The organism is Pseudomonas monsensis (genome assembly GCF_014268495.2).
GTDB lineage: Bacteria > Pseudomonadota > Gammaproteobacteria > Pseudomonadales > Pseudomonadaceae > Aquipseudomonas > Aquipseudomonas monsensis.
On the sequence record NZ_CP077087.1, the window covers coordinates 4,818,628 to 4,844,239 of the forward strand.

Here is a 25,612-nt window from a genome sequence, read left to right on the forward strand (position 1 = left end):
TTCGCGCCTGCCTCAGGAGACGCCAATGCTGCCTTTATTACTTGCTTCAAGCTCGACTTATCGCCGGGAATTGCTCGCCCGCCTGCACCTGCCGTTCGTCTGCAGTTCGCCGGATATCGACGAAAGCCATCGCCCCGGCGAATCGGCCATCGAACTGGTCAAACGTCTCGCCGAACAGAAAGCCCGGGCACTGGCCGCCAGCCACCCCGACCATCTGATCATCGGCTCTGACCAGGTCGCCGTGCTTGGCGAGCAGATCATCGGCAAGCCGCACACCTTCGACAAGGCCTGCGAACAATTGATGGCCGCCAGCGGCGCAAGCGTGATCTTCCTGACCGGCCTGGCCCTGCTTAACAGCCAGACCGGCCAATGCCAGGTCGACTGCGTGCCGTTCACCGTTCACATGCGCAAACTGGACCAGGCTCGCGTTGAGCGCTACCTGCGCATTGAACAGCCTTACGACTGCGCTGGCAGCTTCAAGGCCGAAGGGCTGGGCGTGAGCCTGTTTCAATCCACCGAAGGGCCTGACGCGACCAGCCTGATCGGCCTGCCGTTGATTCGCCTGATCGACATGCTGCTGGCCGAAGGCGTGCAGATCCCTTAAAGCAAAAGATCGCAGCCTGCGGCAGTGCCTACACCGATCTCTGTAGGCACTGCCGCAGGCTGCGATCTTTTGACTTGAAACGAATTAACGCAACGAAGGCCCGTGGAAACCCATCCACATCGCCAACTGCTCAGCCACGCTGGCACCCAGCTTCTTCGAGAAACGATCAAACGGCGATTCCTGAACGGTGAAATCCACCAGCTCTTTCTCGCCGATCACATCCCGCGCCACCGAACTGGCATTACCCAGGCCATCAATCAGCCCCAGCGGCAGCGCCTGTTCTCCGGACCAGACCAGCCCGGAGAACAGCTCCGGATGCTCTTTGTCCTTGAGGCGATCGCCACGCCCCTGCTTGACGCTGTTGATGAACTGCTTGTGCGTGGTGTCCAGCACGGTCTGCCAGAACGCCGTCTCGTCAGCTTTCTGTGGCTGGAACGGATCGAGGAACGACTTGTGCTCACCCGAGGTATACGTACGACGCTCGACACCCAGCTTGTCCATCGTGCCAACAAAGCCGTAACCCGCCGCCGTCACACCGATCGAACCAACCAGACTGGCCTTGTCGGCATAGATCTGATCCGCCGCACTGGCGATGTAATAGGCACCGGACGCCCCCAGATCGGAAATCACCGCATACACCTTGGTGTCCGGGTGCAGCCCCCGCAGACGCTTGATCTCGTCATACACGTAACCCGACTGCACCGGACTGCCGCCTGGACTATTGATGCGCAGGATCACACCCTTGACCTTCTTGTCCTCGAAGGCCGCCCGCAGACTGCCGACGATATTGTCAGCGCTGGCCGGCTCCTTGTCGGCGATCATGCCGGTGATGTCGATCAGCGCTGTGTAGTTCGAAGAACGGGTGGCGCTCTTTTCCATGTCCATCAGCGGCGTGAACAGAATCAGCGCAACAAACAGATAAACAAACGTCAGCAGCTTGAAGAAAATCCCCCAACGCCGCGAACGACGCTGTTCCTGCACGCCGGCCAGCAGGGTTTTCTCCAATAGTTTCCAGCTTTTCTCGTCACCGTCGTCGGCACTTGCCTTGGCCGGTGCTTTCCATTCGTCGGTCATGCGCTGTACCCCAGCAAAAACGTATTAAGCCTGCTGCCCCAGCCAGGCGTGCAATTCACTAAACCGGTCGATCGACAGGCGCGGCTCGAACTGCTGCAGCGATTCAATCGACTGCGCGCCATAACTCACCGCCACAGACGCCATGCCCGCGTTACGCGCCATCAACAAGTCGAAGGACGAATCCCCTACCATCAACGCCTGCTCGGGGCGCACACCGCAATGCGCGAGAATCTGCTCGAGCATCAGCGGATGCGGCTTGCTCGCAGTCTCGTCGGCGGCGCGAGTGATATCGAAATAGTCTTCCCAGCCATTGGCCTTGAGCACCCGATCCAGTCCGCGACGATTTTTACCGGTCGCGACTGCCAGGTGATAGCCCTGCTCGCGAAACGACGCCATCGACTCGACAACGCCATCGAACAACGGCGAAGGCACGGCTTCTGCCGCGATGTAGTGATCGGCGTAATACTCGCGAAACAAGGTCATCTCGGTATCGCTGATGTCCGGATACAAGGTGCGGATCGCCTCGGGCAAGCCCAGGCCGATGATGCCTTTGACGGCAAAATCATCACGCAACTCGAAACCGGAACGCGCGGACGCAGAGTGCATCGCCTCGACAATCCGACCAATGGAATCGGCGAGGGTGCCGTCCCAATCGAAAATCAGCAGTTTGCAATCAGATGGGCGCACTCAATCGCTCCACGGTCTTGGCCCACATTTCATCGACCGGTGCCTGCAACTTGAGTTCACCGCCATCGGGCAGCGGCACGGTCAGCATGTAGGCGTGCAGGAACAGGCGCTTGCCGCCCAGATCACGGATTTCCTTGCTGAAACCGTCATCGCCGTACTTGGTGTCGCCGGCAATGCAGTGCCCGGCGTGCAACGTGTGGACGCGGATCTGGTGCGTGCGGCCGGTGATCGGCTTGGCCTCGATCAAGGTGGCAAAGTCGCCAAAGCGACGCAGGACCTTGAACACGGTCACCGACTCCTTGCCCTCCTCCTCATCGACCTCGACCATGCGCTCGCCGGAGCGCAGATTGCTCTTGCCGAGCGCCGCACGGACTTGCTTGATCGAAGTTGCCCAGTTGCCGCGAACCAGCGCCATGTAGCGCTTGTCGACGCCGTCACCGCGCAATGCGGCGTGCAAGTGCCGCAACATGCTGCGTTTCTTGGCGATCATCAGCAGGCCGGAGGTATCCCGGTCAAGTCGGTGAACCAGTTCCAGCTCCTTGGCATCCGGGCGCAACTGACGAAAGGCTTCGATGACGCCGTAATTCAAGCCGCTGCCGCCGTGAACCGCAATGCCGGCGGGCTTGTTGATCACGATCAGGGCTTTGTCTTCGTAGACAATCGAGGCTTCCAGACGCTGCAACAAGCCTTGCGCCAGAGGCACCGGCTCGTCGCGCTCAGGCACGCGAACCGGCGGCACGCGCACGATATCACCGGCCTGCAGCTTGTATTCGGGCTTGATCCGCCCCTTGTTCACACGCACTTCGCCTTTACGCAAAATGCGGTAAATCAAGGTCTTGGGCACGCCTTTGAGCCGGGCGAGGAGAAAGTTGTCGATTCGTTGGCCGGCATACTCCGGCGAGACTTCAAGCAGTTGAACGCCTGGAGTCGAAGGGGCAGTAGTTGTCATGCCGCGGATGATAACAATTTTTATGGATTTGAAGCACTTAATCATTGCTGCTATAGTCGCGAACGCCGCCAAAAGCGGCCTGGACAGCGGAACCACGGTCAAAAACCGGCCCTGACCAACGCAATTCACCAGGACGCGAGGCCGTCCTACGGGGCTTTCGCTACGTAACGGTGGAGTTTGCAGTTGTAACAAGCGCAGGTGACATGAGGCCTGAATTACACCGTCGAGCAGAGTTTTCACTCGCCTGACAGGCAAATATTCGAGGCCAGTTCACAAAGTGCAGTCAGCTGCAGATGACCCCGAGCGAATGTTTCGGAAACATCGCCTGAATTAGCCATGATGCGTGACCTCCCCTTTCGGAGCTCACGGTAAATGCCAACCCGCTGCGGATTCTGCGCGCGGCAGCACCCGAATTATCAGGGATACGTGTAGGGTGGAGATGCACAACCGCCGGACTGTGTAGCAATAGGCTTTATCAAGACGCTTCATCTCGTCCACAGCCGCTGGTTGATTCCTCCTCCTGACTGAGTGCTTATGTAGCCACAGCAAGCAGGACGCGTACGTCGCGGTATCGGCCCAATTGGCCTGACATCGCTGGACACGGGAATGGCCAACCATTCCCGACGCACCTGACACCGACCGTGAGAAGTCGTGTGTGCCGAACGCCGTTTCCGGCAGCCCGGAAACCGACGGTACTACATGAAAAGAATGCTGATTAACGCAACTCAACCCGAAGAGTTGCGTGTTGCACTGGTAGATGGCCAACGCCTCTACGACCTGGACATCGAATCCGGTGCACGCGAGCAGAAGAAGGCCAACATCTATAAAGGCCGTATCACTCGCATCGAACCAAGCCTTGAGGCTGCCTTTGTCGATTTCGGCTCCGAGCGCCACGGCTTCCTGCCCCTCAAAGAAATCTCCCGCGAATACTTCAAGAAAGCCCCTGAAGGCCGCGTCAACATCAAGGACGTCCTGAGCGAAGGCCAGGAAGTCATCGTTCAGGTCGAAAAAGAAGAACGTGGCAACAAGGGCGCCGCCCTGACCACCTTCATCAGCCTGGCCGGTCGTTACCTCGTGCTGATGCCGAACAACCCGCGTGCCGGCGGTATCTCCCGTCGCATCGAAGGCGAAGAGCGCAACGAACTGCGTGAAGCGCTGAACGGCCTGGTGGCACCAGCCGACATGGGTCTGATCGTGCGCACTGCCGGCCTTGGCCGCAGCAGCGAAGAAATGCAGTGGGACCTCGATTACCTGCTGCAACTGTGGACCGCCATCAAAGAAGCCTCGCTGGATCGCTCCGCGCCTTTCCTGATCTACCAGGAAAGCAACGTGATCATCCGCGCCATCCGCGATTACCTGCGCCAGGACATCGGCGAAGTGCTGATCGACAGCGTTGAAGCCCAGGACGAAGCCCTGACCTTCATCCGCCAGGTGATGCCGCAGTACGCCAGCAAGATCAAGCTGTACGAAGACAGCGTGCCGCTGTTCAACCGTTTCCAGATCGAAAGCCAGATCGAGACCGCGTTCCAGCGTGTCGTCGAACTGCCTTCCGGCGGCTCCATCGTTATCGATCCGACCGAAGCCCTGGTGTCCATCGACATCAACTCGGCGCGCGCCACCAAAGGCAGCGACATCGAAGAAACCGCCCTGCAGACCAACCTTGAAGCCGCCGAAGAAATCGCCCGTCAGTTGCGCCTGCGCGACATCGGCGGCCTGATCGTCATCGACTTCATTGACATGACCCCTGCCAAGAACCAGCGCGCCGTGGAAGAGAAAGTCCGCGAATGCCTGGAAGCCGACCGCGCTCGCGTGCAGATCGGCCGCATCTCGCGCTTTGGCCTGCTGGAAATGTCCCGTCAGCGCCTGCGTCCATCCCTGGGCGAAAGCAGCGGCATCGTCTGCCCGCGCTGCAACGGCACCGGCATCATCCGTGACGTTGAATCGCTGTCGCTGGCCATCCTGCGCCTGATCGAAGAAGAAGCCCTGAAAGACCGCACTGCCGAAGTGCGCGCTCAAGTGCCGATTCCGGTCGCCGCGTTCCTGCTCAACGAAAAACGCAACTCGATCACCAAGATCGAACTGCGCACCCGTGCCCGTATCGTCATCCTGCCGAACGATCACCTCGAAACGCCGCACTTCGAAGTTCAGCGTCTGCGTGACGACAGCCCGGAAGCCGCGACCAACCAGTCCAGCTACGAGATCGCTGCTGCCGCTGCCGAAGTCGAAGAAGTCCAGCCAGCCGCCGCGACCCGCACCCTGGTTCGCCAGGAAGCCGCGGTCAAAACCGCTCCGGCCCGCGCCAACGCTCCGGTGCCGACCGAAGTCGCCGCACCTGCGGCTCCAGCACCGGCACCGGTTGCCGCGCCAGAGCCAAGCCTGTTCAAAGGCCTGGTGAAATCGCTGGTCAGCCTGTTCGCCACCAAGGAAGAGCCAGCCGCTCCGGTGGTGGTTGAAAAACCGGCCACCGAGCGTCCGGCCCGCAATGAAGAGCGTCGCAACGGTCGTCAGCAGAGCCGCAACCGTAATGGTCGCCGCGATGAAGAACGCAAGCCGCGCGAAGAACGTGCGCCACGTGAAGAACGTGCACCGCGTGAGCCGCGTGAAGAACGCGCCCCACGTGAAGCCCGTGAAGTCCGCGAGCCGCGTGAAGCCCGCAGCGAAGCACCAGCCGCCCGCGAAGAACGCGCACCACGCGCTCCGCGTGAAGAACGTGCACCGCGTGCCCCACGTGAAGACCGCAAGCCACGTGGCGAGCGTGAAGAGCGTGTGCGTGAACTGCGCGAACCTCTGGACGCCACTCCTGCCGCTCCAGCCGCCGCTGCTGCTGTCGTTGCCGAAGAGCGTCCGGCTCGTCAGCCGCGTGAAGAGCGCGCGCCGCGTCCGCCGCGTGAAGAGCGTCAGCCACGTGCCGAGCAGGCCGCTGCTGCCGTTGCCGAAGAAGAAGTGACTACGAACGAAGAGCAACTGCCGGAAGACGGTCAAGACACCGCCGAAGGCGATCGTCCGCGTCGTCGCTCCCGTGGTCAGCGTCGTCGCAGCAACCGTCGTGAGCGTCAGCGTGATGCCAACGGCAACGTAATCGAAGGTTCGGAAGAATCCGAGTCTGGCGAAAACGCTGAAGCACCAGGCACTGCCGATCTGGCTGCCGGCCTGGCCGTCACCGCCGCTGTTGCCAGCAGCGTGATCAGCGCTCCGGCTGAAGCACAGGCTCACGAGCAAGCCGAACGCGCCACCGCCGCCACCCTGGAAACCGCTCCAGTGGAAGCGCCGGTTGTCGAAGCGACTACGCCGGTGGAAGTGATCGCCGCTCCGGAAGTCGAAGTGGCACCGGTTCGCGAAGCTCAGCCTCAGGTTGAAGCTGCTGCCGAGCCTGCGCCGGTTGTCGAAGCCCCAGCTATGGTGGCAGAGCCAGTTGTTGAAACCGTCGCTGAAACCGTGACTGAAAGCGTGCGTGAAGTTCGTGAAGAACAAACCGCGTTCAACTGGGTGGCCGAGCCTGCCGTCGCTGAAACCCCGGCGCCCGTAGTCGAGGCCCCAGCCGCTGAAGAAGCCAAGGCTGCCGAACCCGTAGTGGAAGCCGTTCAACCTGCTCCAGCGCCAGTCGTTGAAGCGCCGGTTGTCGAAGCGCCCGTGGTAGCAGAAACTCCGGCCCCGGTGGTTGAAGCTGCAGCACCGGTCAGCGCCCTGACGCCAAACGGTCGCGCGCCTAACGATCCGCGTGAAGTGCGTCGTCGCAAGCGTGAAGAAGAGCGTCTGGCCAAAGAAGCCGAACTGGCTGCTGCGGCAGCTCCAGCGGTCGCTGCTGAAGTAGTCGAGGCAGCCCCTGCCCCGGCCGCAGAGGAAGCTGTCGTTGAGTCGGTGATTGCTGAAGCACCACGCTCCGTTCAGGACGCGGTCGAGCAGCACGAAGTGGCCCAGGAAAAAGAACACGAGCCTAAACCGCTCGTCTGATTCCAACAGCCAGTAAAAAGCCCCGCCTGAGCAATCAGGCGGGGCTTTTTTTTGCCTTCGTTTTCGACATCTCTGCCCGCTACCACAAGGTCATCCGTTCAGGCCTCAGGACCGGGGAAACACCAACGCTTCAGGCACGTCGATATCCCACAACACTCCGGGATCATCCACCGCCACTTCCACCACCCGCCCCTGCTTGAACAGCGGCCTGGCCCCGCGATCGCCACTCAACCCCAACAACGCCGGGCCAAACGAACGCCCAAATCCCACCGGATGGCCAAACTCACCTGCCTGCACTGGTACGCTTACGGCATCGTCCGCCATGGCCGCGACCACCCGCTCAAGCGTCGACGGCAAGATAAACGGCATATCCCCCAATACAATCAGCCAGCCATCGGCTTTCGGGCACGCAGCAATCCCGGCAGCAATGCTGTCGCCCATTCCGGTGGTGCCTATGGAAACCACTTCACAGCCGTAGGCCTGCGCCATACGCATCGCTTGCGGTCGCGCCTCGGTGGTCACCAGCACACGCTTGTCGAGGCTGGCGGGCAGATTCACCAACACCTGCTCGATCACTGACCGCACCGCGCCATCGCGCCCGGTGCAGTCGGCCAGCAACTTGTCTCTGTCCGCGCCGGCCACCTGGCGAAAGCGGCTGCCCTCGCCCGCTGCCAGCACGATCACTGCAATGGATCGACTCATGTGCCCTCCGCCGGCTTTTTCTGTTTCAACGCGATGCCGTTCTTGACCGCAACAATCTCCGCCAGCAACGACAAGGCAATTTCCGCCGGCGAATGGCTGCCAATGTGCAGACCGATCGGCCCGTGCAATCGCGCAATGGCTGCTTCTGACAAGCCTAGCTGAGCCAGATTCTCCCGGCGTTTCTGACTGTTGACCCGGGAGCCGAGTGCACCGACATAGAAGGCGGGTGAATCCAGCGCCGTCAGCAAGGCCATGTCGTCCAGGCGAGGATCATGGGTCAGCGCAACAATCGCCGTGCGCTCGTCGGTTTGAATGCTCAATACCGCGTCATCGGGCATGCCCGGAACGAAACGGCCCTGTTGCTCTGCCCAGCCGTAAACGAACTCGGTGCGCGGGTCGCAGATCAGCACCTCGAAATCCAGCAACCGCGCCATCTCTGCCACGTACCGCGACAGCTGTCCGGCACCGATCAACAGCAGACGCCAGCGCGGACCGTAAATCGCCCGCAGGGTTTGACCATCGAACTGCAGCGAATCGGCTGGGCTGGCGGGCGTCAGCAGCACCTCACCGGTGGCGATATTCAGCTCACGGGCGACGATTTCATGGGCCTCGCATCGAGCGAGCAGTTCGGCAACCCAGGCCGGATCGCCGACCCGCTCTTCAGTCAGGCGCAACGTGCCGCCACAGGGCAAACCGAAGCGCGCCGCCTCTTCACGGGTGACGCCATAAGTAATCAACTGCACCGGCGGGCCGTCGCTCGCGATCCGTCCGTCATGCAGGCGCGCGATCAAGTCATCCTCGACACACCCGCCCGACACCGAACCGATCACCACGCCATCCTCGCGCAACGCGAGCATCGCACCGGGCGCGCGGGGCGCAGTGCCCCAGGTCTGCACCACGCTGAACAACACCACCCGCTGCCCGGCGCGGCGCCATTCCAGCACGCTGCGCAGGACGTTGAGATCAGCGCTGTCCATTACGCCTGCGCCTTCTGCCAGCCTTGCAACTGGTAACGCACTGGCAAGTCACGGATGCGTTTGCCGGTGGCGGCGAAAATCGCATTGCACAGCGCCGGCGCAATCGGCGGCACGCCTGGCTCACCGACACCGCCCAACGGCACGTCACCCGGTGGCGTCACCAGATGCACCGCGACCTCCTTGGGTGCCAGCGACATGCGCGCCACCTCGTACATATGGAAGTTGTCCTGCTGGACCTTGCCATCCTTGAAGCTGATTTCCCCCAGTACCGCGTTGCCCAGGCCCATCACGCAAGCGCCCTCGAACTGCGAGCGAATACGCTCCGGGTTGATCTGCGGCCCGCAATCGACGGCGATATCGGCCTTGTGCACGATCAGCGTGCCGTCGTCCTTGACCTCGACTTCAATGACTGCCGCCACATAAGTGACAAAGCTGTAATGCACCGCCAGCCCCAGGCCGCGGCCCTTGGGCAATTGGCGACCCCAGCCGGCTGCCTTCGCCGCCGTCTCCAGCACTGCACGCATGCGCCCGGTATCAATTGGATAACGCTCGGGAGATTCGCCGTAGTTCCACTCTTCGCTGAGGGTGCGCGGATCAATCTGCCGGTCCGGGCCAAGCAGTTTGATCTGATACTCGAGCGGATCGACGCCGGCCTTGTGCGCCAGTTCATCGACGAAACTCTGGATCGCGAAGCCGTGAGGAATGTTCGACACCGAGCGATACCAGCCCACCCGGGTGTGCACCGTCGCTTCTGGGTTTTCCAGGCGCACGCTGGGAATGGCATAGGCCATGTTGGTAAAGCCCATGCCCAGTTCGAACGCCGCCTCATGGTTCATGCCCGGCGCGAATAATGCGGTGATGCTCGGCGCCACCGTGCGATGCAGCCAGCCCGACGGCATGCCATCCTTGCCGACGCCGGCCTTCAGGTATTCGGCCGACACCGTGTGGAAATACGAGTTATGGATGTCGTCTTCCCGCGTCCACTGCACCCGCACGGCCTTGCCGGGAAATTCCTTGGCGAGGATCGCCGCTTCTACGACGAAATCCGGTTTCGACTTGCGCCCGAAACCACCGCCCAGCAACGTGACATTGAAGGTGACGTTATCGAAAGGCAGGCCAAGGCGCTCGGCAATCCGTTCACGGGTCACCTGTGGCGCCTGACTTGGCGCCCAGGCTTCGCAAGTGCCGTCCTTGTAACGGGCGATGGCGACCATCGGCTCCATCGGCGCCTGCGCCAGGTGCGGCAAATAGTAAGACGCTTCCAGCGTACTCGCGGCGCCACTGAGGGCCTTGTCGATATCACCGGTGTTGCGCACCACTTTGCCGGGTTTCAGCGCGGCAGCTTCCAGTTCCTTGCGATAGGCCACCGAGTCGTAACTGGCATTCGGGCCATCGTCCCATTCGATCTTCAGCGCCTCGCGGCCCTTGATCGCTGCCCAGGTGTTGCTGGCGATTACAGCCACGCCACCCAACGGCTGAAACTCCGACGGCAACGGACGACTTTCGATCTGAATGACTTTAAGCACACCCGGGACTTTCAGCGCGGCGCTGTCATCCACCGACATGACCTTGCCGCCGTACACCGCCGGACGGGCGACAGTGGCGAACAACATGCCGTCAAAATGCACATCGGCGCCATACACCGCACGACCGTTGACGATGTCGTCGCCGTCGATGGCTTTGGTGCCTTCCTTGCCGATATAGCGGAACTCCGCCGGTTGCTTTAGGCGCAGACTGTCGCGCGCCGGCACGGCCAGCGCACTGGCGGCAGCGGCGAGCTCGCCATAACCCAGTTCACGACCGGACGGTTTGTGCAGGACTTTGTGCAACTGCGCATGGCACTCGCCCACCGGCACTTTCCATTGTGCAGCGGCGGCTTGCTCCAGCATGGTCCTGGCCGCCGCACCGCAACGGCGCATCGGCTCATACCAGTGGCGCATGCTGCGCGAACCGTCGGTGTCCTGGTTGCCGAACCGCACTTCATCGCCCGGCGCTTGCCGGACTTTGACCTTGGCCCAATCGGCGTCCAGTTCATCGGCAACGACCATGGTCAGGCTGGTGCGCACGCCCTGGCCCATTTCCGAACGGTTGCAGACCACGGTCACCGTGCCGTCCGCAGCAATGCTGACGTAGACCTTCGGATCGTCGATCCAGCCGTTGGGCATGCCGTCAGCGCCGAATTTCTTCGGTGCATCTTCGGCCAACGCGTCCTGCCAGCCCCAACTGGCGGCCAGCACCAATGCGCCAGTGGCGCCGACACCCTTGAGGAAACCACGGCGGCTGAGGTTGCTCAGGGCAAAATCATTCGGCAAACGGCTCATGCCTTGGCCTCCTTCAGATGAGTGGAAGCCTGGCGGATCGCGGTTTTGATGCGGTTGTAAGTGCCGCACCGGCAAATGTTGCCGACCATCGCCTCTTCAATCTGCTCATCGCTCGGGTTCGGGTTGGTCTTGAGCAACGCGGTGGCGGACATGATCTGCCCGCCCTGACAGAAACCGCATTGGGCCACGGCGCTGTCGAGCCAGGCTTGCTGGACGACTTGCCCGACCGGATCGGCATGCAGGTTGTCGATGGTGGTGACGTTTTGTCCGACCACCGAGCCGATGGTGGTGATGCAACTGCGGGCGGGCAAGCCGTCGATGTGAATGGTGCAGGCGCCGCACAGGCCCATGCCGCAGCCGAATTTGGTGCCGTTGTAACCGGCGACATCACGGATGGCCCAAAGCAGCGGCATGTCTTCAGTGACATCGAGAGGATGGTCTTGACCGTTGAGTTTCAGGGTAATCATGGGCACGCCCGCATATTCTTGGTGGTTATGGGGTCGAGCAATCTGCCGCCGGAGGCTGGCGATGGTTCACGCAGATCAACTCAGGCTAATAGGCTCTCTCGTGCCGACGCGAACGTCTGCACCGGGCCTTTGGTGAAGCAAATGACGGTTATCGTTAGCTGGCTAAGTTAACCCATCGTTAACAAAAAAGCCCTGCTGAGACAGGGCTTTTCAGTTGCAAGTTTCTAGCTACAAGCTGCAAGCACAAGCAGGAGCTGGCTCACGATCAAGATTGTAGCTCGCCGCTAAAAACTTGAGGCTCGTAGCTGCATTAATAGCGGTTGGGCTCCATTTCCAGCTCGACATTGAAACGTTCGGCAATATCTTTCTGGATGCGTTGCGCCAGCTCCAGCAGTTGCAGGCCGGTGGCCGCGCCGTAATTGACCAGCACCAGCGCCTGCAATTTATGCACGCCGGCATCGGCCTCACGGAAACCCTTCCAGCCAGCGCGCTCGATCAGCCAGCCAGCGGCCAGCTTCATCTGCCCGTCCGGTTGCGCATAGGCCACCAGATCCGGGTGCTGCGCCTTGATCTGCTCAACCAGAGCGGCCGATACCAGCGGATTCTTGAAGAAGCTGCCAGCATTGCCGAGCACCGCCGGATCCGGCAGTTTTTCGCTACGGATGCTGCAGATCGCCCGGCTGACGTCGGTGGGCGTCGGTTGCTCGATGCCCTGCTCGGTCAGGCGCTGACGCACCGGGCCGTAGTCCAGATGCAGATGGGCGACCCGGTCGAGCTTGAAGCGCACGCGCAGGATCAGCCAACGCCCCGGCTGCTGCTTGAACAGGCTGTCGCGGTAGGCGAAGTTGCATTCTTCCAGGCTGAAGTCGCGCAGCTCGCCGGTCTGGCGATCCAGCGCAGTCAGCCCGGCGAACACGTCCTTGATCTCGACACCGTAGGCGCCGATGTTCTGCATCGGCGCAGCGCCGACGGTGCCGGGGATCAGGCTGAGATTTTCCAGACCGGAAAAACCCTGCGCCAGGGTGTGCTGGACGAACGGATGCCACGGTTCGCCGGCCTCAGCTTCGATCACGACGTGATTGCCGTCATCGTTCACCACGCGAATGCCGCGAGTGGCCATGCGCAGCACCAGCGCCGGAATGTCTGCGGTCAGCAACAAGTTGCTGCCACCGCCAATCACCAACAACGGCATGTCATGCGCAGCAGCATAAGCCAGCGCTTCACGGACATCGGCATCGCTGTGGGCTTCGGCAAACAGTTGCGCGCGAACATCCACGCCAAAACTGTTGAACGGTTTCAGGGAAACCTGCCGTTGCAGTTGCACACTCATAACCGGCCCTTCACTTCGATCAACAGTTGGTCGCAGGCCGCTTCGATGAGATCCAGCACCTGTTCGAAACCCTGATCGCCGTCGTAATAAGGATCCGGCACTTCATCGACCACCCCGGCATAACGGCGCAGGAACAGATCCAGTTCGGCCTTGGCGGTGGACGGTTGCAGCGCCTTGAGGTTACGCAGGTTGCTGTTGTCCATGGCCAGAATCAGGTCGTAACTGGCGAAATCGGCCCGGCTGACCTGCTGCGCGCGTTGCGCCGACAGGTCATAGCCGCGCACTTTGGCGGCGGCCTGGCTGCGCTTGTCCGGCGGGTTGCCGACGTGCCAGTCGCCGGTGCCGGCGGAAGCCACCTCGACTCGATCCGCCAGCCCGGCTTCACGCAGTTTGTGGCGCAATACGCCTTCGGCGGTGGGCGAACGGCAAATGTTGCCCAGGCACACGAACAGAACGCGCATCAGGCCTCCAGCAGGCGGCGAACGCGCTCGAGGTCTTCGACGGTATCGACGCCAGTCGGTGGTGCGATCAACGCATCGGCGACATGAATCCGCACGCCGTGCCACAGGGCACGCAGTTGCTCGAGGGACTCCGTGTTTTCCAGCCAGCACGGGCCCCAGCTCACAAAATCCTGCAGGAAACCGGCGCGGTAGGCATAAATGCCAATGTGGCGACGGTACGGCACACCCTCGGGCAACTGCTCGCGGCTCTTGGCGAACGCATCGCGCGCCCACGGCAAGGTTGCGCGACTGAAGGTCAGCGCCAGACCGTTGAGGTCACTGACAACCTTGACCACGTTCGGATTGAACAGGGTCTGCACGTCCTCGATCGGCTCGGCCAGGGTGGCCATGCGCGCTTCGGTGTGGGCGGCAAGGTTGGCGGCGACCTGATCGATCACGCTCGGCGGGATCAGCGGCTCGTCGCCCTGCACGTTGACCACGATCGCGTCAGGCTCAAGGCCCAGTTTCGCCGCGACTTCGGCCAGGCGGTCAGTGCCGGAGTTGTGGTCTTCACGGGTCAGCACCACTTCGGCGCCGAAACCCTGGCAGGCCTCGACAATGCGCGCATCGTCTGTCGCCACGACCACACGGCTGGCGCTGCTTTTGCTCGCCTGTTCCCAGACGTGCTGGATCATCGGCTTGCCGGCAATATCCAGCAGCGGTTTACCCGGCAGACGGGTCGAGGCGTAACGCGACGGGATGACAACGGTGAAGGCAGTGGTCATTTATCCAGACGCTCGTCGGTGGTCAGGGTGCGCGCTTCGCTTTCGAGCATCACCGGGATGCCGTCGCGGATCGGGTAGGCCAGGCCGGCGCCCTTGCTGATCAGTTCGGTCTTGTCGGCGCTGAGCTTGAGCGGGCCTTTGCAGATCGGGCACGCGAGGATGTCGAGCAATTTGGTGTCCATGAACATTCCCTGGATAAAGAGTTAAGGCAAAAGGCGATCGGGCAACAGGCGCATCAACTGTGTGTCGAACCAGGCCACGAAGGCCGGTGACGGCACGGCATCGACCGCCAGATACCACCAGTCGTCAGCCGCAAAGGCACGGCACTTCACCGCGTCCTTTTCGGTCATCACCAATGGCAATGACGGTGTGAAATTCAAGGCCTGCACGCTGTATTGCGCGTGGTCGGCAAACGCATGGGGGATTGCCCGCCAGTCTAGCGCTTCGAGGGTATTGAAGAAACGTTGCGGATTGCCGATCCCGGCCACTGCGTGCACCGATTGACCGGGCGCAAAATGCTCGAGCGGCTTGCGCTCGCCACTGCGCAGATTGACCAGCGCGGTCGGTTGCAGGCGAAACGCGAAGCCATCGTCGCGGTCGGCCGTGGCGCCGTTGAACAGCACACCGTCGACGCTTTGCAGGCGCTCGATCGGCTCACGCAACGGACCGGCCGGCAGGCAGCGTTTGTTTCCGAGGCCACGGGCGGCGTCGATCAGTACCAGTTCCAGATCCCGGGCCAGGCGGTAATGCTGCATGCCATCGTCGGAGAGAATCAGGTCCAGCGGCTCGCTGGCGAGCAAAGCTTTGACGGCGGCGCTGCGATCAGGGTCGATCATCAGCGGCACCCCGGTGCGCTGGACGATCAGCAGCGGTTCGTCGCCGGCGATGGCGGCGTGCTGGTCGGCTTCGACCCGCCACGGCAATTGCGGCGGCTTGGCACCGTAACCACGGCTGACCACGCCCACGCGCAAACCGCTGCGCCGGCAGTGCTCGATCAGCCAGAGGATCATCGGCGTCTTGCCGGTACCGCCGACGGTGATGTTACCCACGACGATCAGGGGCACCGGCGGCTGATAGATTGCGCCTTCACCATCAAGAAAGCGCCGGCGTTTATTGACCACCACGCGGCGATACAACATTTCCAGCGGCCGCAACAGCGTCAGGGCCGGGTGCCCCTGATACCACGCGGCGAGCAAGCGATCGGACAGGCTCATCAGGATTTGGGCGCCGCCTCGACCGTGGTCATGCGCAGATGGCTGAAACCGAGCTTGCCGGCCGCATCCATGGCGGTGATCACTGATTGGTGCTGAGTCTTGCCATCGGCACTGATCGACAACGGCATGTTGGTGTCACCGTTGGCTTCTTTCTGCATGGCTTCCATGAGGGTCGCCAGATCGTTCTTCGGCAGAATCTTGTTGTTCACCGAGAACACGCCTTCGGCGCTGATCGCGACATCCAGTTGCTTGAGCTGCTGGTCTTCGGCGGGCGAACCGCTGACTGACTCTGGCAGATCGACACGCAGCTGGGTCTCGCGGGTGAAGGTGGTGGTCACGACGAAAAACAGCAGCAGGATGAACACCACGTCAATCAGCGACGCGAGATTGATGTCCACCGTTTCCCGGGGTTTGCGACGGAATTTCACGCTCTTTCCCCGGCCAGATCGACGTCACGGTCGCCCTGCACCACTTCGACCAGTTTGATCGCTTCCTGCTCCATGCCCACCACCAGTTCGTCGATGCGGCGTTGCAGGAAACGGTGGAAGAACACCGACGGAATACCGACCATCAGGCCCGCCGCCGTGGTGATCAGCGCCTTGGAAATACCGCCGGCCAATACCGATGCATTGGTGGTCATGCCGGAGCCGGTGAAGGCACTGAAAATATCGATCATGCCCAGCACCGTACCCAGCAGGCCGAGCAGCGGCGCCATGGCAGCAATGGTGCCCAGCGCGTTGACGTAGCGCTCCAGCTCGTGGATCACCCGCCCGGCGGCTTCTTCGATGCATTCCTTCATGATCTCGCGACCATGCTTGGAATTGGCCAGGCCCGCGGCAAGGATTTCACCCAGCGGCGAATTGGCGCGCAATTCCTTGAGTTTTTCTTTATTGAGCTGCTTGTCCTTGATCCACACCCAGACCTGGCCCAGCAGATGCTCGGGGGTGACGCGACTGGCGCGCAGGGTCCACAGGCGCTCGGCGACAATCGCCATGGCCGCGATGGAACTCAGAATGATCGGCAACATCATCCAGCCGCCGGATTTGACCAATTCCCACACAGTGACAGTCCCCTCGAAAAAGTGCGCCACTTTACCATACCGCTTCGCGATCAGGACCCGCCGGCCCGACGACCGTGATGGTGCATTCAAGCGCGCTCCGATCAACGGGCCAATACTGGCGAATCACGCCAGAAACGCCGGTGTTGACGCATCGTCCGCGCCGGTTTGAACCTGCCCAGTTGCAGATGAATCGCGCCGTGCTCGGCGCTGTCGTAAATGCGCAGGCCCTGTTTGCGATAGCGCGCCAGTACCGTGGGATGAGGATGGCCGAACGAATTGCCGTGGCCTCGGGAAATCAGCACCGTTTCAGGATTCAACACCTTGAGCAGGGCCATCGAGGAAGAGGTGCGGCTGCCGTGATGGGGGGCCTGCAGCCATTGGGTCGGGACTGCCAGCGCGCTATCGAGCAGAACCCGCTCGGCGTGAAGGTCGATGTCGCCGGTGAGCAACAGGCGCTCGCCATTGGCCTCGACCTGCAACACGCAGGAACGCTGGTTGCTGTCGTCGGCATCGGCCCATTGCCAGAGGCGAAAACGGACGCCATCCCACTGCCACTGCTGCCCACTTTCGCAGGCTTGGGCACTCAATTCGGCAGGCAGGCCCGGCGGATCGCCGCTGATGACTCGCGTCACCGGCAAGCCGCGTGTGATCGCCAGCGCGCCGCCGGCATGATCGGCGTCGGCATGGCTGAGCATCATCAGATCAATGTGTTCCACGCGCAGTTTGCGCAAGGCCGGGACTACCACCCGTTCACCGAGGTCGAAATCGCCGAAACGCGGCCCGGCGTCATACAGCAACGTGTGATGACGCGTGCGGATCAGAATCGCCAGGCCCTGGCCAACATCCAATTGCCAGACATCCGCCAGGCCGTGTGCCAGTGGCTCGCGTGGCGGCAGCGCCAGGATCAGCAGTAGTGGCCAGCCCAAAATCCTCATGGGCACGCCTCGCGGCAGCAGCAACAGCAACGCGCCAAGTGCGCCGATCGCCCAGACCCACACCGGCATCGAAGCTGCCACCCAGGCCGGCCAGTGTACGGCAATGAGCGCCAGCCCGCGAAACAGCCCGTCGATCAAGACACCCGCCAGCCACAGTAAACCTTCGCCGACATACGGGAGCGGTAACAACACCGTGCCAAGCAGCGCGGGTGGCAGCACCACCAGACTGACCCAAGGCACCGCCAACAGATTCGCCAACGGCCCGCTGAGGCTGATCGGCAGGTTCAGCGCCAGCAACACCGGACACAAACCGATCGCAATCAGCCATTGCGCCCGAGTCCAAGTCTGCCACCAGCGCCAGGCACCGAGGCGTCCGCCAAAGGTGAAGATCAGCACCGCCACTGCCGCGAAGGACAGCCACAACCCCGGCCGCAACCCGGCCAGTGGATCGACCAACAGCACGCCATTGAACGCCAGCAACAGCGGCCACCACGCGCCCAGATGACGAAAGCGCAGGCGCCACAGCAACACCAGCCCCACCATCACGCAGGCGCGTTGCACCGGCACGTCAAACCCGGCCAGCAACGCGTAGCCGAGCGCCGCCGCGAACGCCAGACCGCAGGCCCACGGCAGCCATGGCCAGCGCAGTGGCCACACGCCCAGACGGGCCAATCCGGCGACCAACAGGTACATGACCGCCGCCAACAGGCCGATGTGCTGGCCGGAAATCACCAGCAAATGCACGGTGCCGGTGTGTTGCAGAATGCGCCAATCTTCGCGACTGAGCCCCGAGCCGTCACCCAGCACCAAAGCCGCCAGCGCTGCGGCCCGCCCCTGCGCATCCACCGCCAGCACACGCTGGCGAATACTGTCACGCCAGGCCCAGTGTGCCTCGCGCAGACGCTGCCCGTCCTTGACCGTGCCGGTCGCACCGACGCGTTGGGCCAACAACCAGGCTTCATGATCGAAGGCATCCGGATTGAGCAGCCCGCCGGGGCGCTTGAACTTCACCGCCAATCGCCAGCGCTCGCCGCTGTTGACCGGTGGCCCGGCATACCAGGCCAGCCGCAGCAACGTTGGCAGTTTCTCGTGACGCGAGCGGGCATCGGCAAGTTCGAAGCGCACGACGCCATCGCTGGTTTGCGGCAATCCCGTCACCCGCCCTTCGATCCAGCGGGTTTCGCCGTCCAGCACTGGCGAGAGTCGATCATTCAACGCCCACTGCGCACCGACGCAGCTCCAGGTGAAGCCGAACAGCAGAAACGCCACTGGATAGCTGCGAAACGGCAACACCATCAACGCCACCACCGGCAGCAGCACCACGACCCCGACCGGCGGTAACGCCGGCATAAAAAGCGGCACCAGCAGACCGACTGCCAGCGCCATCATCCCTGTGCGCATAAGCCCGTCCTTGAGAGTCCCGCACTTAGGCATAGCGCTTGGCGGGCACGACCGTCGTCAACAATTGTCACAAAGTCTGAATGGGCGCTTCGTAGAATCCAGACATACTTGCCGCCTTAACCGACCGAGAAGCCTTATGCCCCGGCGCTTATTCAAACGTTACATGCCTGACCCGACGAGCATCAGGGAACACAAATCCTTACGCTTTCTCGGCAAGTTGCTGCACGACCCGAACCTCTGGCACCTCAACCGCCACTCGGTGGCCCGTGCGATGGCCGTCGGCCTGTTCGCTGCATTTCTGCCGATTCCGGCGCAGATGCTGGTGGCCGCTGCGCTGGCCATTACCGTGCGTGGCAATCTGCCGATCGCCGTGAGTCTGGTCTGGCTGACCAACCCGATCACCATGCCGGCGGTGTTCTTTTGCACCTATCAGGCCGGGGCATGGTTGATGGATGTGCCTGCCCGGCATCTGCCGGATGAGTTGACCTGGGAATGGATCAGCGGCCAATTGTCGACGTTGTGGCAGCCGTTTTTGCTGGGCTCGGTGGTCTGCGGGCTGGTACTCGGTGCCCTCGCCTACTGCATTGTGATGATGTATTGGCGCTGGTGGGTGGCGCGGCAATGGACGCGGCGCAAGAAAAGCCGCATGCGCTGAATGCAAAACGGCCTCCGCATTGGAGGCCGTTTTTTTGTAGCGTCTGAATGAACCCCATCGCGGGCAAGCCCGCTCTCACAGAATCGGGTTTGCCCGGAATTATGTGAACGACACAATCCCTGTCGCAGCAGGCTTGTCCGCGATGACAGCGACGCGGTTTGGGATCAGGTCCGCATCCCGCGCCCACTCACCAGCAACCGCGCACAACCGAGATACAGCACCACGGTCGCCACCAGCATGAAGGTGATCGCAATGCCGATACGGATATCCGACACACCAAGAATGCCGTACCGAAAGGCGTTGACCATGTGCAGCACAGGGTTGGCCAGCGACACGGTCTGCCAGAACGGCGGCAGCAGCGTGATCGAATAAAACACGCCACCCAAGTAGGTCAGCGGCGTCAGCACAAACGTCGGGATGATCGAAATATCATCGAAGTTGCGCGCAAACACGGCGTTGATGAAGCCCAGAAGCGAGAAGATCGTCGCCGTCAGAATCACCACCAGCAAAGTCACGCCGAGGTGATGCACCTGCAGATGGGTGAAGAACAACGACAAAATCGTCACGATCACCCCGACCATCAAGCCGCGCAGCACGCCGCCAACGGTGTAGCCGATCAGGATGGTGTGCGGCGATACCGGCGACACCATCAGTTCTTCGATGGAGCGCTGGAACTTGCTGCCGAAAAAGCTCGACACCACGTTGCCGTAGGAGTTGGTGATCACCGACATCATGATCAGCCCCGGCACGATGTACTCCATGTAGGTGAAGCCACCCATGTCGCCGATCTGCCGGCCGATCAGGTTACCGAAGATCACGAAATACAGAACCATGGTGATCGCCGGCGGCAGCAGGGTCTGCGGCCAGATCCGGGTAAAGCGCCGGACTTCCCGATAAACAATGGTGTTGAGGGCGACGAGGTTGGGACGGAATTCGGAACTCATACCGCCACCTTCGACAGATTTTTCTCCACCAGGGACACGAATAGCTCCTCGAGGCGATTGGTTTTGTTACGCAGGCTCAGCACTTCGATGTTCTGCTGCGCCAATTGAGTGAACAGCGCGGTGATGCCCATGGACTTGTCAACCTGGACTTCCAGGGTATGGCTGTCGATCAACCGGGCGGGATAGCCGAGCAATTGCGGCGCCACGTTCAAGTCGGTTTTCAGGTCCAGCAGGAAGGTCTCAACGTGCAGCTGGCCCAGCAGTTGTTTCATGCTGGTGTTCTCGACGATGGTGCCGTGGTCGATGATGCCGATGTTGCGGCACAGCTGCTCAGCCTCTTCCAGATAATGCGTGGTGAGGATGATGGTGATGCCCTTCTCGTTCAGTTCAGTGAGGAACGTCCACATCGACCGGCGCAGCTCAATGTCGACCCCGGCGGTCGGTTCGTCGAGGATCAGCAGGCGCGGTTCATGCACCAGCGCCCGGGCGATCATCAAGCGACGCTTCATGCCGCCGGACAGCGACCGCGACGGCACATCGCGCTTGTCCCACAGGCCGAGTTGGGTCAGGTACTGCTCGGCGCGTTCCTTGGCGATTTTCGCCGGAATGCCGTAGTAGCCGGCCTGGGTCACGACGATGTCAAAGGTCTTTTCGAACTGGTTGAAGTTGAATTCCTGAGGCACCACGCCGATCGAGCGCTTGAGCGCTGCCGGGTTCTTGTCCAGGTCGTGGCCGAAGATATTCACCGTACCGCTGGTCTTGTTCACCAGGGTCGAGAGAATGCCGATGGTTGTGGATTTGCCGGCACCGTTGGGGCCGAGCAAGGCGAAAAAGTCACCTTCGGCGACGTCCAGATCGATACCACTCAAGGCCTGGAACCCGTTGCCGTAGGTTTTGGTTAGCTGCCGGATGGACAGAGCGGAACTCATATCGGATTTACGCACCAAGAAGGGAAGAAAAGGAAAGATTGGGCCGGGCGGCGAACAAAACAACCACGGCGCGCGAACGCAATGGTGCTTGCCGCCGCCACACAAGTACAGTCAAGTGTGTCGATAGTTATTATCAAGTCAACGCGGTCATGACTGCTTTCTGATACGCCGGACGCTGCTTCAACCGGGCATACCACGCTTCCAGATACGGCTGCGCGGCACGCTCGATGGGCATTTCGAACCAGGCATAAATGAAGGAGCCGAGGGGAATGTCACCCATGCCGATTTCGCTTCCGGACAGGTAAGGCTGGCTGGCAAGCGTCTGCTCGGCCATGTTCAACAGCTCGGTGCATTCCTTGATCGCAGCGTTGATTGCCGGCCAGTCCTGCTTGTCGGCGGGCGTGCGCAATACGCCCCAGAACACGGTACGGAAGGGACCGGCAAAACTCGAGGTGGTCCAGTCCATCCACTTGTCAGCGCTGGCTCGTGCCTGCGGATCGGCGGAGTACCACGCACTGTTCGGCGCATGTTTGGCCAGCAGATAGCGCACGATCGCGTTGGATTCCCACAACACAAAGCCGTCATCCTCGATCATCGGTACCCGGCCGTTCGGGTTCATCGCCCGATATTCAGGCGTATCGACCACACCGAAGGCGCCACCGGCATCAATCGCCTCATACGCCAGACCCAACTCTTCGGCGGCCCACAGCGGCTTCCGGACATTCGATGAGTTTTTCCGTCCCCAGATCTTCAGCATGACCGCCTCTTTTCAAATGAGTGGGCAGGCAGCATACGCCGGATCAGACACGGCTCAAATCACTCTGCATATCACCCAGCACCGTCGCCTGTTTATCGCCGAACAGATGCGGGTAGCACTTTTTCAGGTGTTCGAAGAAGAACTGTTCCGGCACATCGGCGAACTGGCCGTGATCGACCAGGTACTCCATCAACTGCGCGCCGTCGCGGTTGAACGGGTGGAAAACACTGTCGTGGATGCCGTCGAATTCCAGCGGCGCGACGTTGAACAGTTCGCAGAGTTTCTGGTTGAAGGCCGGTGTAGCCTTGACCCAGCGCCCGTTCAGGAACAATTCGGTGTAGCCGTGCATGGCGAACACGTCGCTGCGCAGCAACTCCAGCAGACGCGGGGTCGACAGATGATTTCTGACATCGGCCAGACCGATGCGCGCGGGAATCCCGCAATGCCGCGCGCACCCGGCCAGCAACGTGGCCTTGGGCACGCAATAACTCTCCCCCGTCGCCAGGGCATAGCTGCCGCACAGGGTTTGCGGGTCGAGACTGAAGGTGTAGGGGTTGTAGCGCACCGCCTCGCGCACGGCGTAGTAAAGACTGACCGCCTGCGCGAGCGGATCGCGGCTGGCTCCACGGTACTGTTCGGCGAACTCCACCACGGCGGGGTGGTCACTATCGATGAAGCGGCCGGGACTCAGATACTCGTGCATGACGACATTCTCCTGGGTGAGCCCCGAGTCTAGCGACAGCCCAAGCACAGAGATAACGACGTTTCGGCCAAACTTGGACGCAAAGGCGCGGGATGAGCGAACGATTTCCCACACGTGTTGCCCACCGAACCTACGAAAACCATCCGGGGTTTCCCACGATTTCAATCACCTTGCTCTGACCACCCGGTTTTACAGATGCCGTCTAAGCTCTGGAGGGTCGATTTGCCTTGGTTCACGGAGGACTGAATATGCTGTTGTTGTGGATACTGGTTTTGATCGTTGGCGTGGCGTATCTCGCCCACCGGCGCGTCGCCCCGCTGCCGGCGTTGGGCATCGTTGCCGTCTATCTGCTGGCAATGGGTATTTTCAGTCATGCACCGGGCTGGCTGCTGGTGGTGCTCTGGGTCCTGTTGGCGGTGGTCGCCGCACCGTTGCTGTTGCCTGACCTGCGCCGCCAACACTTCACCGCGCCGCTGTTCAACTGGTTTAAGAAAACCCTGCCGCCGATGTCGCAGACCGAGCGCGACGCGATCGATGCCGGCACCGTATGGTGGGATGGCGAGCTGTTCAGCGGTCGTCCCGACTGGGAAAAACTGCTGGCCTATCCCAAGGCGCAACTGACCGAAGAAGAACAGGCGTTCATCGACGGTCCGACTGAAGAACTCTGCGCCATGGTCACCGACTGGCAGATCGGCCAGGCGATGGACCTGCCGCCTGAAGCCTGGGCGCACATCAAGGAGCACGGCTTCTTCGCCCTGATCATTCCCAAGGAATTCGGGGGCAAGGGGTTCTCGGCCTACGCTCACTCGCAAGTGGCGATGAAACTCGCCACCCGCAGCGGCGACCTCGCCTCCACCGTCATGGTGCCCAACTCCCTCGGCCCTGCCGAACTGTTGCTGCATTACGGTACCGACGAACAGCGCAATCACTACCTGCCACGGCTGGCCCGTGGCGACGACATCCCTTGCTTCGCCCTCACCGGCCCGCTCGCCGGTTCCGACGCCGGGGCAATGCCCGACACCGGGATCATCTGCAAAGGTCAGTGGGAAGGTCAGGAAGTCATCGGCCTGCGCCTGAACTGGGAAAAGCGCTATATCACCCTCGGTCCGGTCGCGACCCTGCTCGGCCTTGCGTTCAAGGCCTACGACCCGGAGCATCTGCTGGGCGACAAGGAAGACCTCGGCATCAGCCTCGCGTTGATTCCGACCGATACCGCCGGCGTGGAAATCGGCCGTCGTCATTTGCCGCTGGGCGCGGCATTCATGAATGGCCCGAACTCCGGTAAAGACGTGTTCATCCCGCTGGACTTCCTCATCGGTGGTCAACAAATGCTCGGCAAGGGCTGGATGATGCTGATGAATTGCCTGTCGGTCGGCCGTTCGATCTCGCTGCCAGCCGTCGGTACGGGTGCGGCCAAGTTCACCAGTCTGGTAACCGGCCAATACGCGCAGATTCGCGAGCAATTCAACGTGCCACTGTCGGCGTTCGAAGGCATCCAGGAAGCCATGGCGCGCATCGGCGGCAACGCGTGGATGATGGACGCCGCGCGGATGCTCACCGCCAACGCGGTGGACCTCGGTGAGAAACCGTCGGTGCTGTCGGCGATCCTCAAGTACCACCTGACCGAACGCGGCCGCGAGTGCATCAGCCACGCCATGGATGTGCACGGTGGCAAGGCGATCATCATGGGCCCCAACAACTACCTCGGGCGCAGCTGGAACGGCGCGCCGATCTTCATCACCGTGGAAGGCGCGAACATCCTGTCGCGCAACCTGATGATCTTCGGTCAGGGCGCGATTCGCTGCCATCCGTTCGTGCTCAAGGAAATGGCTCTGGCCGGGCGCGAGGACAAGGATCAGGCGCTGAAAGAGTTCGACGGCCTGCTGCTCAAACACATCGGTTTCGCCGTGAGCAATGCCGCCAGCACACTGGTGCTGAACCTTGGCTTCGGTCACTTCGAACACGCACCGGGCGACAGAATCAGCCAGGGCTACTTCCGTGCCCTCAACCGCCAGGCTGCGGCGTTCGCCATGCTCGCCGACTTCAGCATGATGTTGCTGGGCGGTGAACTGAAGCGCCGCGAGCGCCTGTCGGCACGTTTGGGCGATGTCTTGAGCAACCTGTATCTGGCTTCCGCCGCGCTCAAGCGTTATCACGATCTGGATTCACCCGCGCACATGGAACCGCTGTTGCGCTGGGCGATGGAGGAAAGCCTCGGTCAATCGGAACGGGCGCTGGATGAACTGCTGAGCAACTTCCCGAACAAAGTCTTCGGCTGCCTGCTACGGGTCATCGTGTTCCCGTTCGGTCGTCGCCACAAAGGCCCGTCGGACAAACTGGGTGCCGAAGTCGCCGGGGTGATTGGTCGCGCGAAGGGCGATCCGGCGCTGGAAGAGCTGCTTGCCGGCTGCTATCGCCCGCAATCGGCAGACGATGCGGTCGGCGCATTGCAACACGCCAGCGATCTGTTGCACGCCGCGCAGCCTCTGCACAAAAAACTGCACACCTCGCTGAAAAGCGGTCAGGTCAAACCGGCCGCGGGCGAACATGCCATTGATGCCGCACTTGAAGCGGGGGTGTTGCAACCGGCGGAAGCGCAGAGTCTGCGCGATGCCGAAGCGGCACGACGCAAGGTGATCGACGTCGATGATTTCGACAAAGAGGAGCTGAAACAGGCAGAGGGGAAAGTGCGCTGATCCCCTCAAACATATAAAAACGGGCGCGGGA

General features: G+C 61.6%; 23 protein-coding genes. 4 read left to right on the forward strand and 19 right to left on the reverse strand.

The genetic code is table 11. The features are described 5' to 3' along the window. Window positions 1-25: 25 nt before the first annotated feature. A complete protein-coding gene (locus HV782_RS21225; RefSeq protein ID WP_186744937.1) occupies window positions 26-604 on the forward strand; it encodes a Maf family protein in 579 nt (192 codons plus the stop codon). 84 nt (window positions 605-688) lie between these two features. On the opposite strand, the gene HV782_RS21230 is transcribed toward HV782_RS21225, so the two are convergent. Genes HV782_RS21230 through rluC form a run of 3 tightly spaced genes read right to left on the reverse strand, consistent with a single transcriptional unit; the run spans window position 689 to window position 3,314 of the window. After that, the gene (locus HV782_RS21230; protein ID WP_123466800.1) at window positions 689-1,678 is read right to left on the reverse strand and encodes a S49 family peptidase; all 990 of its coding nucleotides are present in this window, start codon (window positions 1,676-1,678) and stop codon (window positions 689-691) included. A gap of 24 nt (window positions 1,679-1,702) precedes the next feature. After that, window positions 1,703-2,365, reverse strand: coding sequence for an HAD-IA family hydrolase (locus HV782_RS21235; protein WP_123466802.1), 663 nt, complete (start codon window positions 2,363-2,365; stop codon window positions 1,703-1,705). Then, window positions 2,352-3,314: a 23S rRNA pseudouridine(955/2504/2580) synthase RluC gene (gene rluC, locus HV782_RS21240; RefSeq protein WP_007950779.1), complete on the reverse strand. Its 963-nt coding sequence runs from the start codon at window positions 3,312-3,314 to the stop codon at window positions 2,352-2,354. The genes HV782_RS21235 and rluC overlap by 14 nt, the downstream gene beginning before the upstream one ends. A 699-nt stretch (window positions 3,315-4,013) precedes the next feature. Here rluC and rne point away from each other — a divergent pair. After that, on the forward strand, window positions 4,014-7,265 hold the full coding sequence (gene rne, locus HV782_RS21245; protein WP_186744939.1) for a ribonuclease E: 3,252 nt from the start codon (window positions 4,014-4,016) through the stop codon (window positions 7,263-7,265). A 105-nt stretch (window positions 7,266-7,370) separates the two neighbouring features. Here the strand turns inward: rne and HV782_RS21250 are convergent, their stop codons facing one another. The 12 genes from HV782_RS21250 to HV782_RS21305 form a co-directional block, all read right to left on the reverse strand. Further along, window positions 7,371-7,967 carry a nucleotidyltransferase family protein gene (locus tag HV782_RS21250; protein ID WP_123466808.1) on the reverse strand — a complete coding sequence of 199 codons (597 nt, stop codon included), beginning with the start codon at window positions 7,965-7,967 and terminating at the stop codon, window positions 7,371-7,373. After that, a complete protein-coding gene (locus HV782_RS21255; protein ID WP_186744942.1) occupies window positions 7,964-8,944 on the reverse strand; it encodes an XdhC family protein in 981 nt (326 codons plus the stop codon). The genes HV782_RS21250 and HV782_RS21255 overlap by 4 nt, the downstream gene beginning before the upstream one ends. Next, complete coding sequence (locus HV782_RS21260) at window positions 8,944-11,265, reverse strand: xanthine dehydrogenase family protein molybdopterin-binding subunit (protein ID WP_186744944.1); 2,322 nt, start codon at window positions 11,263-11,265, stop codon at window positions 8,944-8,946. Before HV782_RS21260 ends, HV782_RS21255 begins: the two co-directional genes overlap by 1 nt. Then, the gene (locus HV782_RS21265; RefSeq protein ID WP_128615473.1) at window positions 11,262-11,732 is read right to left on the reverse strand and encodes a (2Fe-2S)-binding protein; all 471 of its coding nucleotides are present in this window, start codon (window positions 11,730-11,732) and stop codon (window positions 11,262-11,264) included. Before HV782_RS21265 ends, HV782_RS21260 begins: the two co-directional genes overlap by 4 nt. Window positions 11,733-12,042: 310 nt before the next feature. Beyond that, window positions 12,043-13,062, reverse strand: coding sequence for a UDP-N-acetylmuramate dehydrogenase (murB, locus tag HV782_RS21270; protein WP_123466816.1), 1,020 nt, complete (start codon window positions 13,060-13,062; stop codon window positions 12,043-12,045). Then, a complete protein-coding gene (locus HV782_RS21275) occupies window positions 13,059-13,523 on the reverse strand; it encodes a low molecular weight protein-tyrosine-phosphatase (RefSeq protein WP_123466818.1) in 465 nt (154 codons plus the stop codon). Before HV782_RS21275 ends, murB begins: the two co-directional genes overlap by 4 nt. Next, on the reverse strand, window positions 13,523-14,287 hold the full coding sequence (kdsB, locus tag HV782_RS21280) for a 3-deoxy-manno-octulosonate cytidylyltransferase (protein WP_186744947.1): 765 nt from the start codon (window positions 14,285-14,287) through the stop codon (window positions 13,523-13,525). Before kdsB ends, HV782_RS21275 begins: the two co-directional genes overlap by 1 nt. Further along, on the reverse strand, window positions 14,284-14,469 hold the full coding sequence (locus tag HV782_RS21285) for a Trm112 family protein (RefSeq protein ID WP_003174668.1): 186 nt from the start codon (window positions 14,467-14,469) through the stop codon (window positions 14,284-14,286). The genes kdsB and HV782_RS21285 overlap by 4 nt, the downstream gene beginning before the upstream one ends. A 21-nt stretch (window positions 14,470-14,490) precedes the next feature. Next, a complete protein-coding gene (gene lpxK / locus HV782_RS21290) occupies window positions 14,491-15,501 on the reverse strand; it encodes a tetraacyldisaccharide 4'-kinase (protein ID WP_186744949.1) in 1,011 nt (336 codons plus the stop codon). Beyond that, window positions 15,501-15,929 carry an ExbD/TolR family protein gene (locus HV782_RS21295; RefSeq protein ID WP_123466824.1) on the reverse strand — a complete coding sequence of 143 codons (429 nt, stop codon included), beginning with the start codon at window positions 15,927-15,929 and terminating at the stop codon, window positions 15,501-15,503. The genes lpxK and HV782_RS21295 overlap by 1 nt, the downstream gene beginning before the upstream one ends. Next, a complete protein-coding gene (locus HV782_RS21300; protein ID WP_123466826.1) occupies window positions 15,926-16,561 on the reverse strand; it encodes a MotA/TolQ/ExbB proton channel family protein in 636 nt (211 codons plus the stop codon). Before HV782_RS21300 ends, HV782_RS21295 begins: the two co-directional genes overlap by 4 nt. A gap of 101 nt (window positions 16,562-16,662) precedes the next feature. Further along, window positions 16,663-18,897, reverse strand: coding sequence for a DNA internalization-related competence protein ComEC/Rec2 (locus tag HV782_RS21305; RefSeq protein WP_186744951.1), 2,235 nt, complete (start codon window positions 18,895-18,897; stop codon window positions 16,663-16,665). A 136-nt stretch (window positions 18,898-19,033) separates the two neighbouring features. On the opposite strand from HV782_RS21305, the gene HV782_RS21310 reads away from it, so the two are divergent. Further along, window positions 19,034-19,552 carry a DUF2062 domain-containing protein gene (locus HV782_RS21310; RefSeq protein ID WP_186744954.1) on the forward strand — a complete coding sequence of 173 codons (519 nt, stop codon included), beginning with the start codon at window positions 19,034-19,036 and terminating at the stop codon, window positions 19,550-19,552. A gap of 164 nt (window positions 19,553-19,716) precedes the next feature. Here HV782_RS21310 and HV782_RS21315 read toward each other — a convergent pair whose 3' ends face one another. From HV782_RS21315 to HV782_RS21330, 4 genes are all read right to left on the reverse strand, one after another. After that, complete coding sequence (locus HV782_RS21315; RefSeq protein ID WP_003227090.1) at window positions 19,717-20,496, reverse strand: ABC transporter permease; 780 nt, start codon at window positions 20,494-20,496, stop codon at window positions 19,717-19,719. After that, window positions 20,493-21,425, reverse strand: a complete 933-nt coding sequence (locus HV782_RS21320; RefSeq protein WP_123466834.1) for an ABC transporter ATP-binding protein — start codon at window positions 21,423-21,425, stop codon at window positions 20,493-20,495. The genes HV782_RS21315 and HV782_RS21320 overlap by 4 nt, the downstream gene beginning before the upstream one ends. A gap of 133 nt (window positions 21,426-21,558) precedes the next feature. Further along, window positions 21,559-22,182, reverse strand: coding sequence for a glutathione S-transferase family protein (locus HV782_RS21325; RefSeq protein WP_186744956.1), 624 nt, complete (start codon window positions 22,180-22,182; stop codon window positions 21,559-21,561). A gap of 43 nt (window positions 22,183-22,225) precedes the next feature. Continuing rightward, entirely contained in the window at window positions 22,226-22,885 is a 660-nt protein-coding gene (locus HV782_RS21330) for a transglutaminase-like domain-containing protein (protein ID WP_128616055.1), read from the reverse strand. Window positions 22,886-23,133: 248 nt separating this feature from the next. Between HV782_RS21330 and HV782_RS21335 the strand changes: the two genes are divergently transcribed. Beyond that, complete coding sequence (locus HV782_RS21335; protein ID WP_186744958.1) at window positions 23,134-25,581, forward strand: acyl-CoA dehydrogenase; 2,448 nt, start codon at window positions 23,134-23,136, stop codon at window positions 25,579-25,581. Window positions 25,582-25,612: the final 31 nt, after the last annotated feature.

What these genes read in the sequence shown, in the direction of transcription:
- HV782_RS21260 (WP_186744944.1), bottom strand. Translation starts at nt 11,265, where the DNA reads ATGAGCCGTTTGCCGAATGATTTTGCCCTGAGCAACCTCAGCCGCCGT.
- lpxK (WP_186744949.1), bottom strand. Translation starts at nt 15,501, where the DNA reads ATGAGCCTGTCCGATCGCTTGCTCGCCGCGTGGTATCAGGGGCACCCG.
- HV782_RS21275 (WP_123466818.1), bottom strand. Translation starts at nt 13,523, where the DNA reads ATGCGCGTTCTGTTCGTGTGCCTGGGCAACATTTGCCGTTCGCCCACC.
- HV782_RS21250 (WP_123466808.1), bottom strand. Translation starts at nt 7,967, where the DNA reads ATGAGTCGATCCATTGCAGTGATCGTGCTGGCAGCGGGCGAGGGCAGC.
- HV782_RS21255 (WP_186744942.1), bottom strand. Translation starts at nt 8,944, where the DNA reads ATGGACAGCGCTGATCTCAACGTCCTGCGCAGCGTGCTGGAATGGCGC.
- HV782_RS21225 (WP_186744937.1), top strand. Translation starts at nt 26, where the DNA reads ATGCTGCCTTTATTACTTGCTTCAAGCTCGACTTATCGCCGGGAATTG.
- HV782_RS21325 (WP_186744956.1), bottom strand. Translation starts at nt 22,182, where the DNA reads ATGCTGAAGATCTGGGGACGGAAAAACTCATCGAATGTCCGGAAGCCG.
- HV782_RS21315 (WP_003227090.1), bottom strand. Translation starts at nt 20,496, where the DNA reads ATGAGTTCCGAATTCCGTCCCAACCTCGTCGCCCTCAACACCATTGTT.
- HV782_RS21330 (WP_128616055.1), bottom strand. Translation starts at nt 22,885, where the DNA reads ATGCACGAGTATCTGAGTCCCGGCCGCTTCATCGATAGTGACCACCCC.
- HV782_RS21305 (WP_186744951.1), bottom strand. Translation starts at nt 18,897, where the DNA reads ATGCGCACAGGGATGATGGCGCTGGCAGTCGGTCTGCTGGTGCCGCTT.
- HV782_RS21230 (WP_123466800.1), bottom strand. Translation starts at nt 1,678, where the DNA reads ATGACCGACGAATGGAAAGCACCGGCCAAGGCAAGTGCCGACGACGGT.
- HV782_RS21320 (WP_123466834.1), bottom strand. Translation starts at nt 21,425, where the DNA reads ATGAGTTCCGCTCTGTCCATCCGGCAGCTAACCAAAACCTACGGCAAC.
- HV782_RS21265 (WP_128615473.1), bottom strand. Translation starts at nt 11,732, where the DNA reads ATGATTACCCTGAAACTCAACGGTCAAGACCATCCTCTCGATGTCACT.
- murB (WP_123466816.1), bottom strand. Translation starts at nt 13,062, where the DNA reads ATGAGTGTGCAACTGCAACGGCAGGTTTCCCTGAAACCGTTCAACAGT.
- HV782_RS21310 (WP_186744954.1), top strand. Translation starts at nt 19,034, where the DNA reads ATGCCCCGGCGCTTATTCAAACGTTACATGCCTGACCCGACGAGCATC.
- rluC (WP_007950779.1), bottom strand. Translation starts at nt 3,314, where the DNA reads ATGACAACTACTGCCCCTTCGACTCCAGGCGTTCAACTGCTTGAAGTC.
- rne (WP_186744939.1), top strand. Translation starts at nt 4,014, where the DNA reads ATGAAAAGAATGCTGATTAACGCAACTCAACCCGAAGAGTTGCGTGTT.
- kdsB (WP_186744947.1), bottom strand. Translation starts at nt 14,287, where the DNA reads ATGACCACTGCCTTCACCGTTGTCATCCCGTCGCGTTACGCCTCGACC.
- HV782_RS21285 (WP_003174668.1), bottom strand. Translation starts at nt 14,469, where the DNA reads ATGGACACCAAATTGCTCGACATCCTCGCGTGCCCGATCTGCAAAGGC.
- HV782_RS21335 (WP_186744958.1), top strand. Translation starts at nt 23,134, where the DNA reads ATGCTGTTGTTGTGGATACTGGTTTTGATCGTTGGCGTGGCGTATCTC.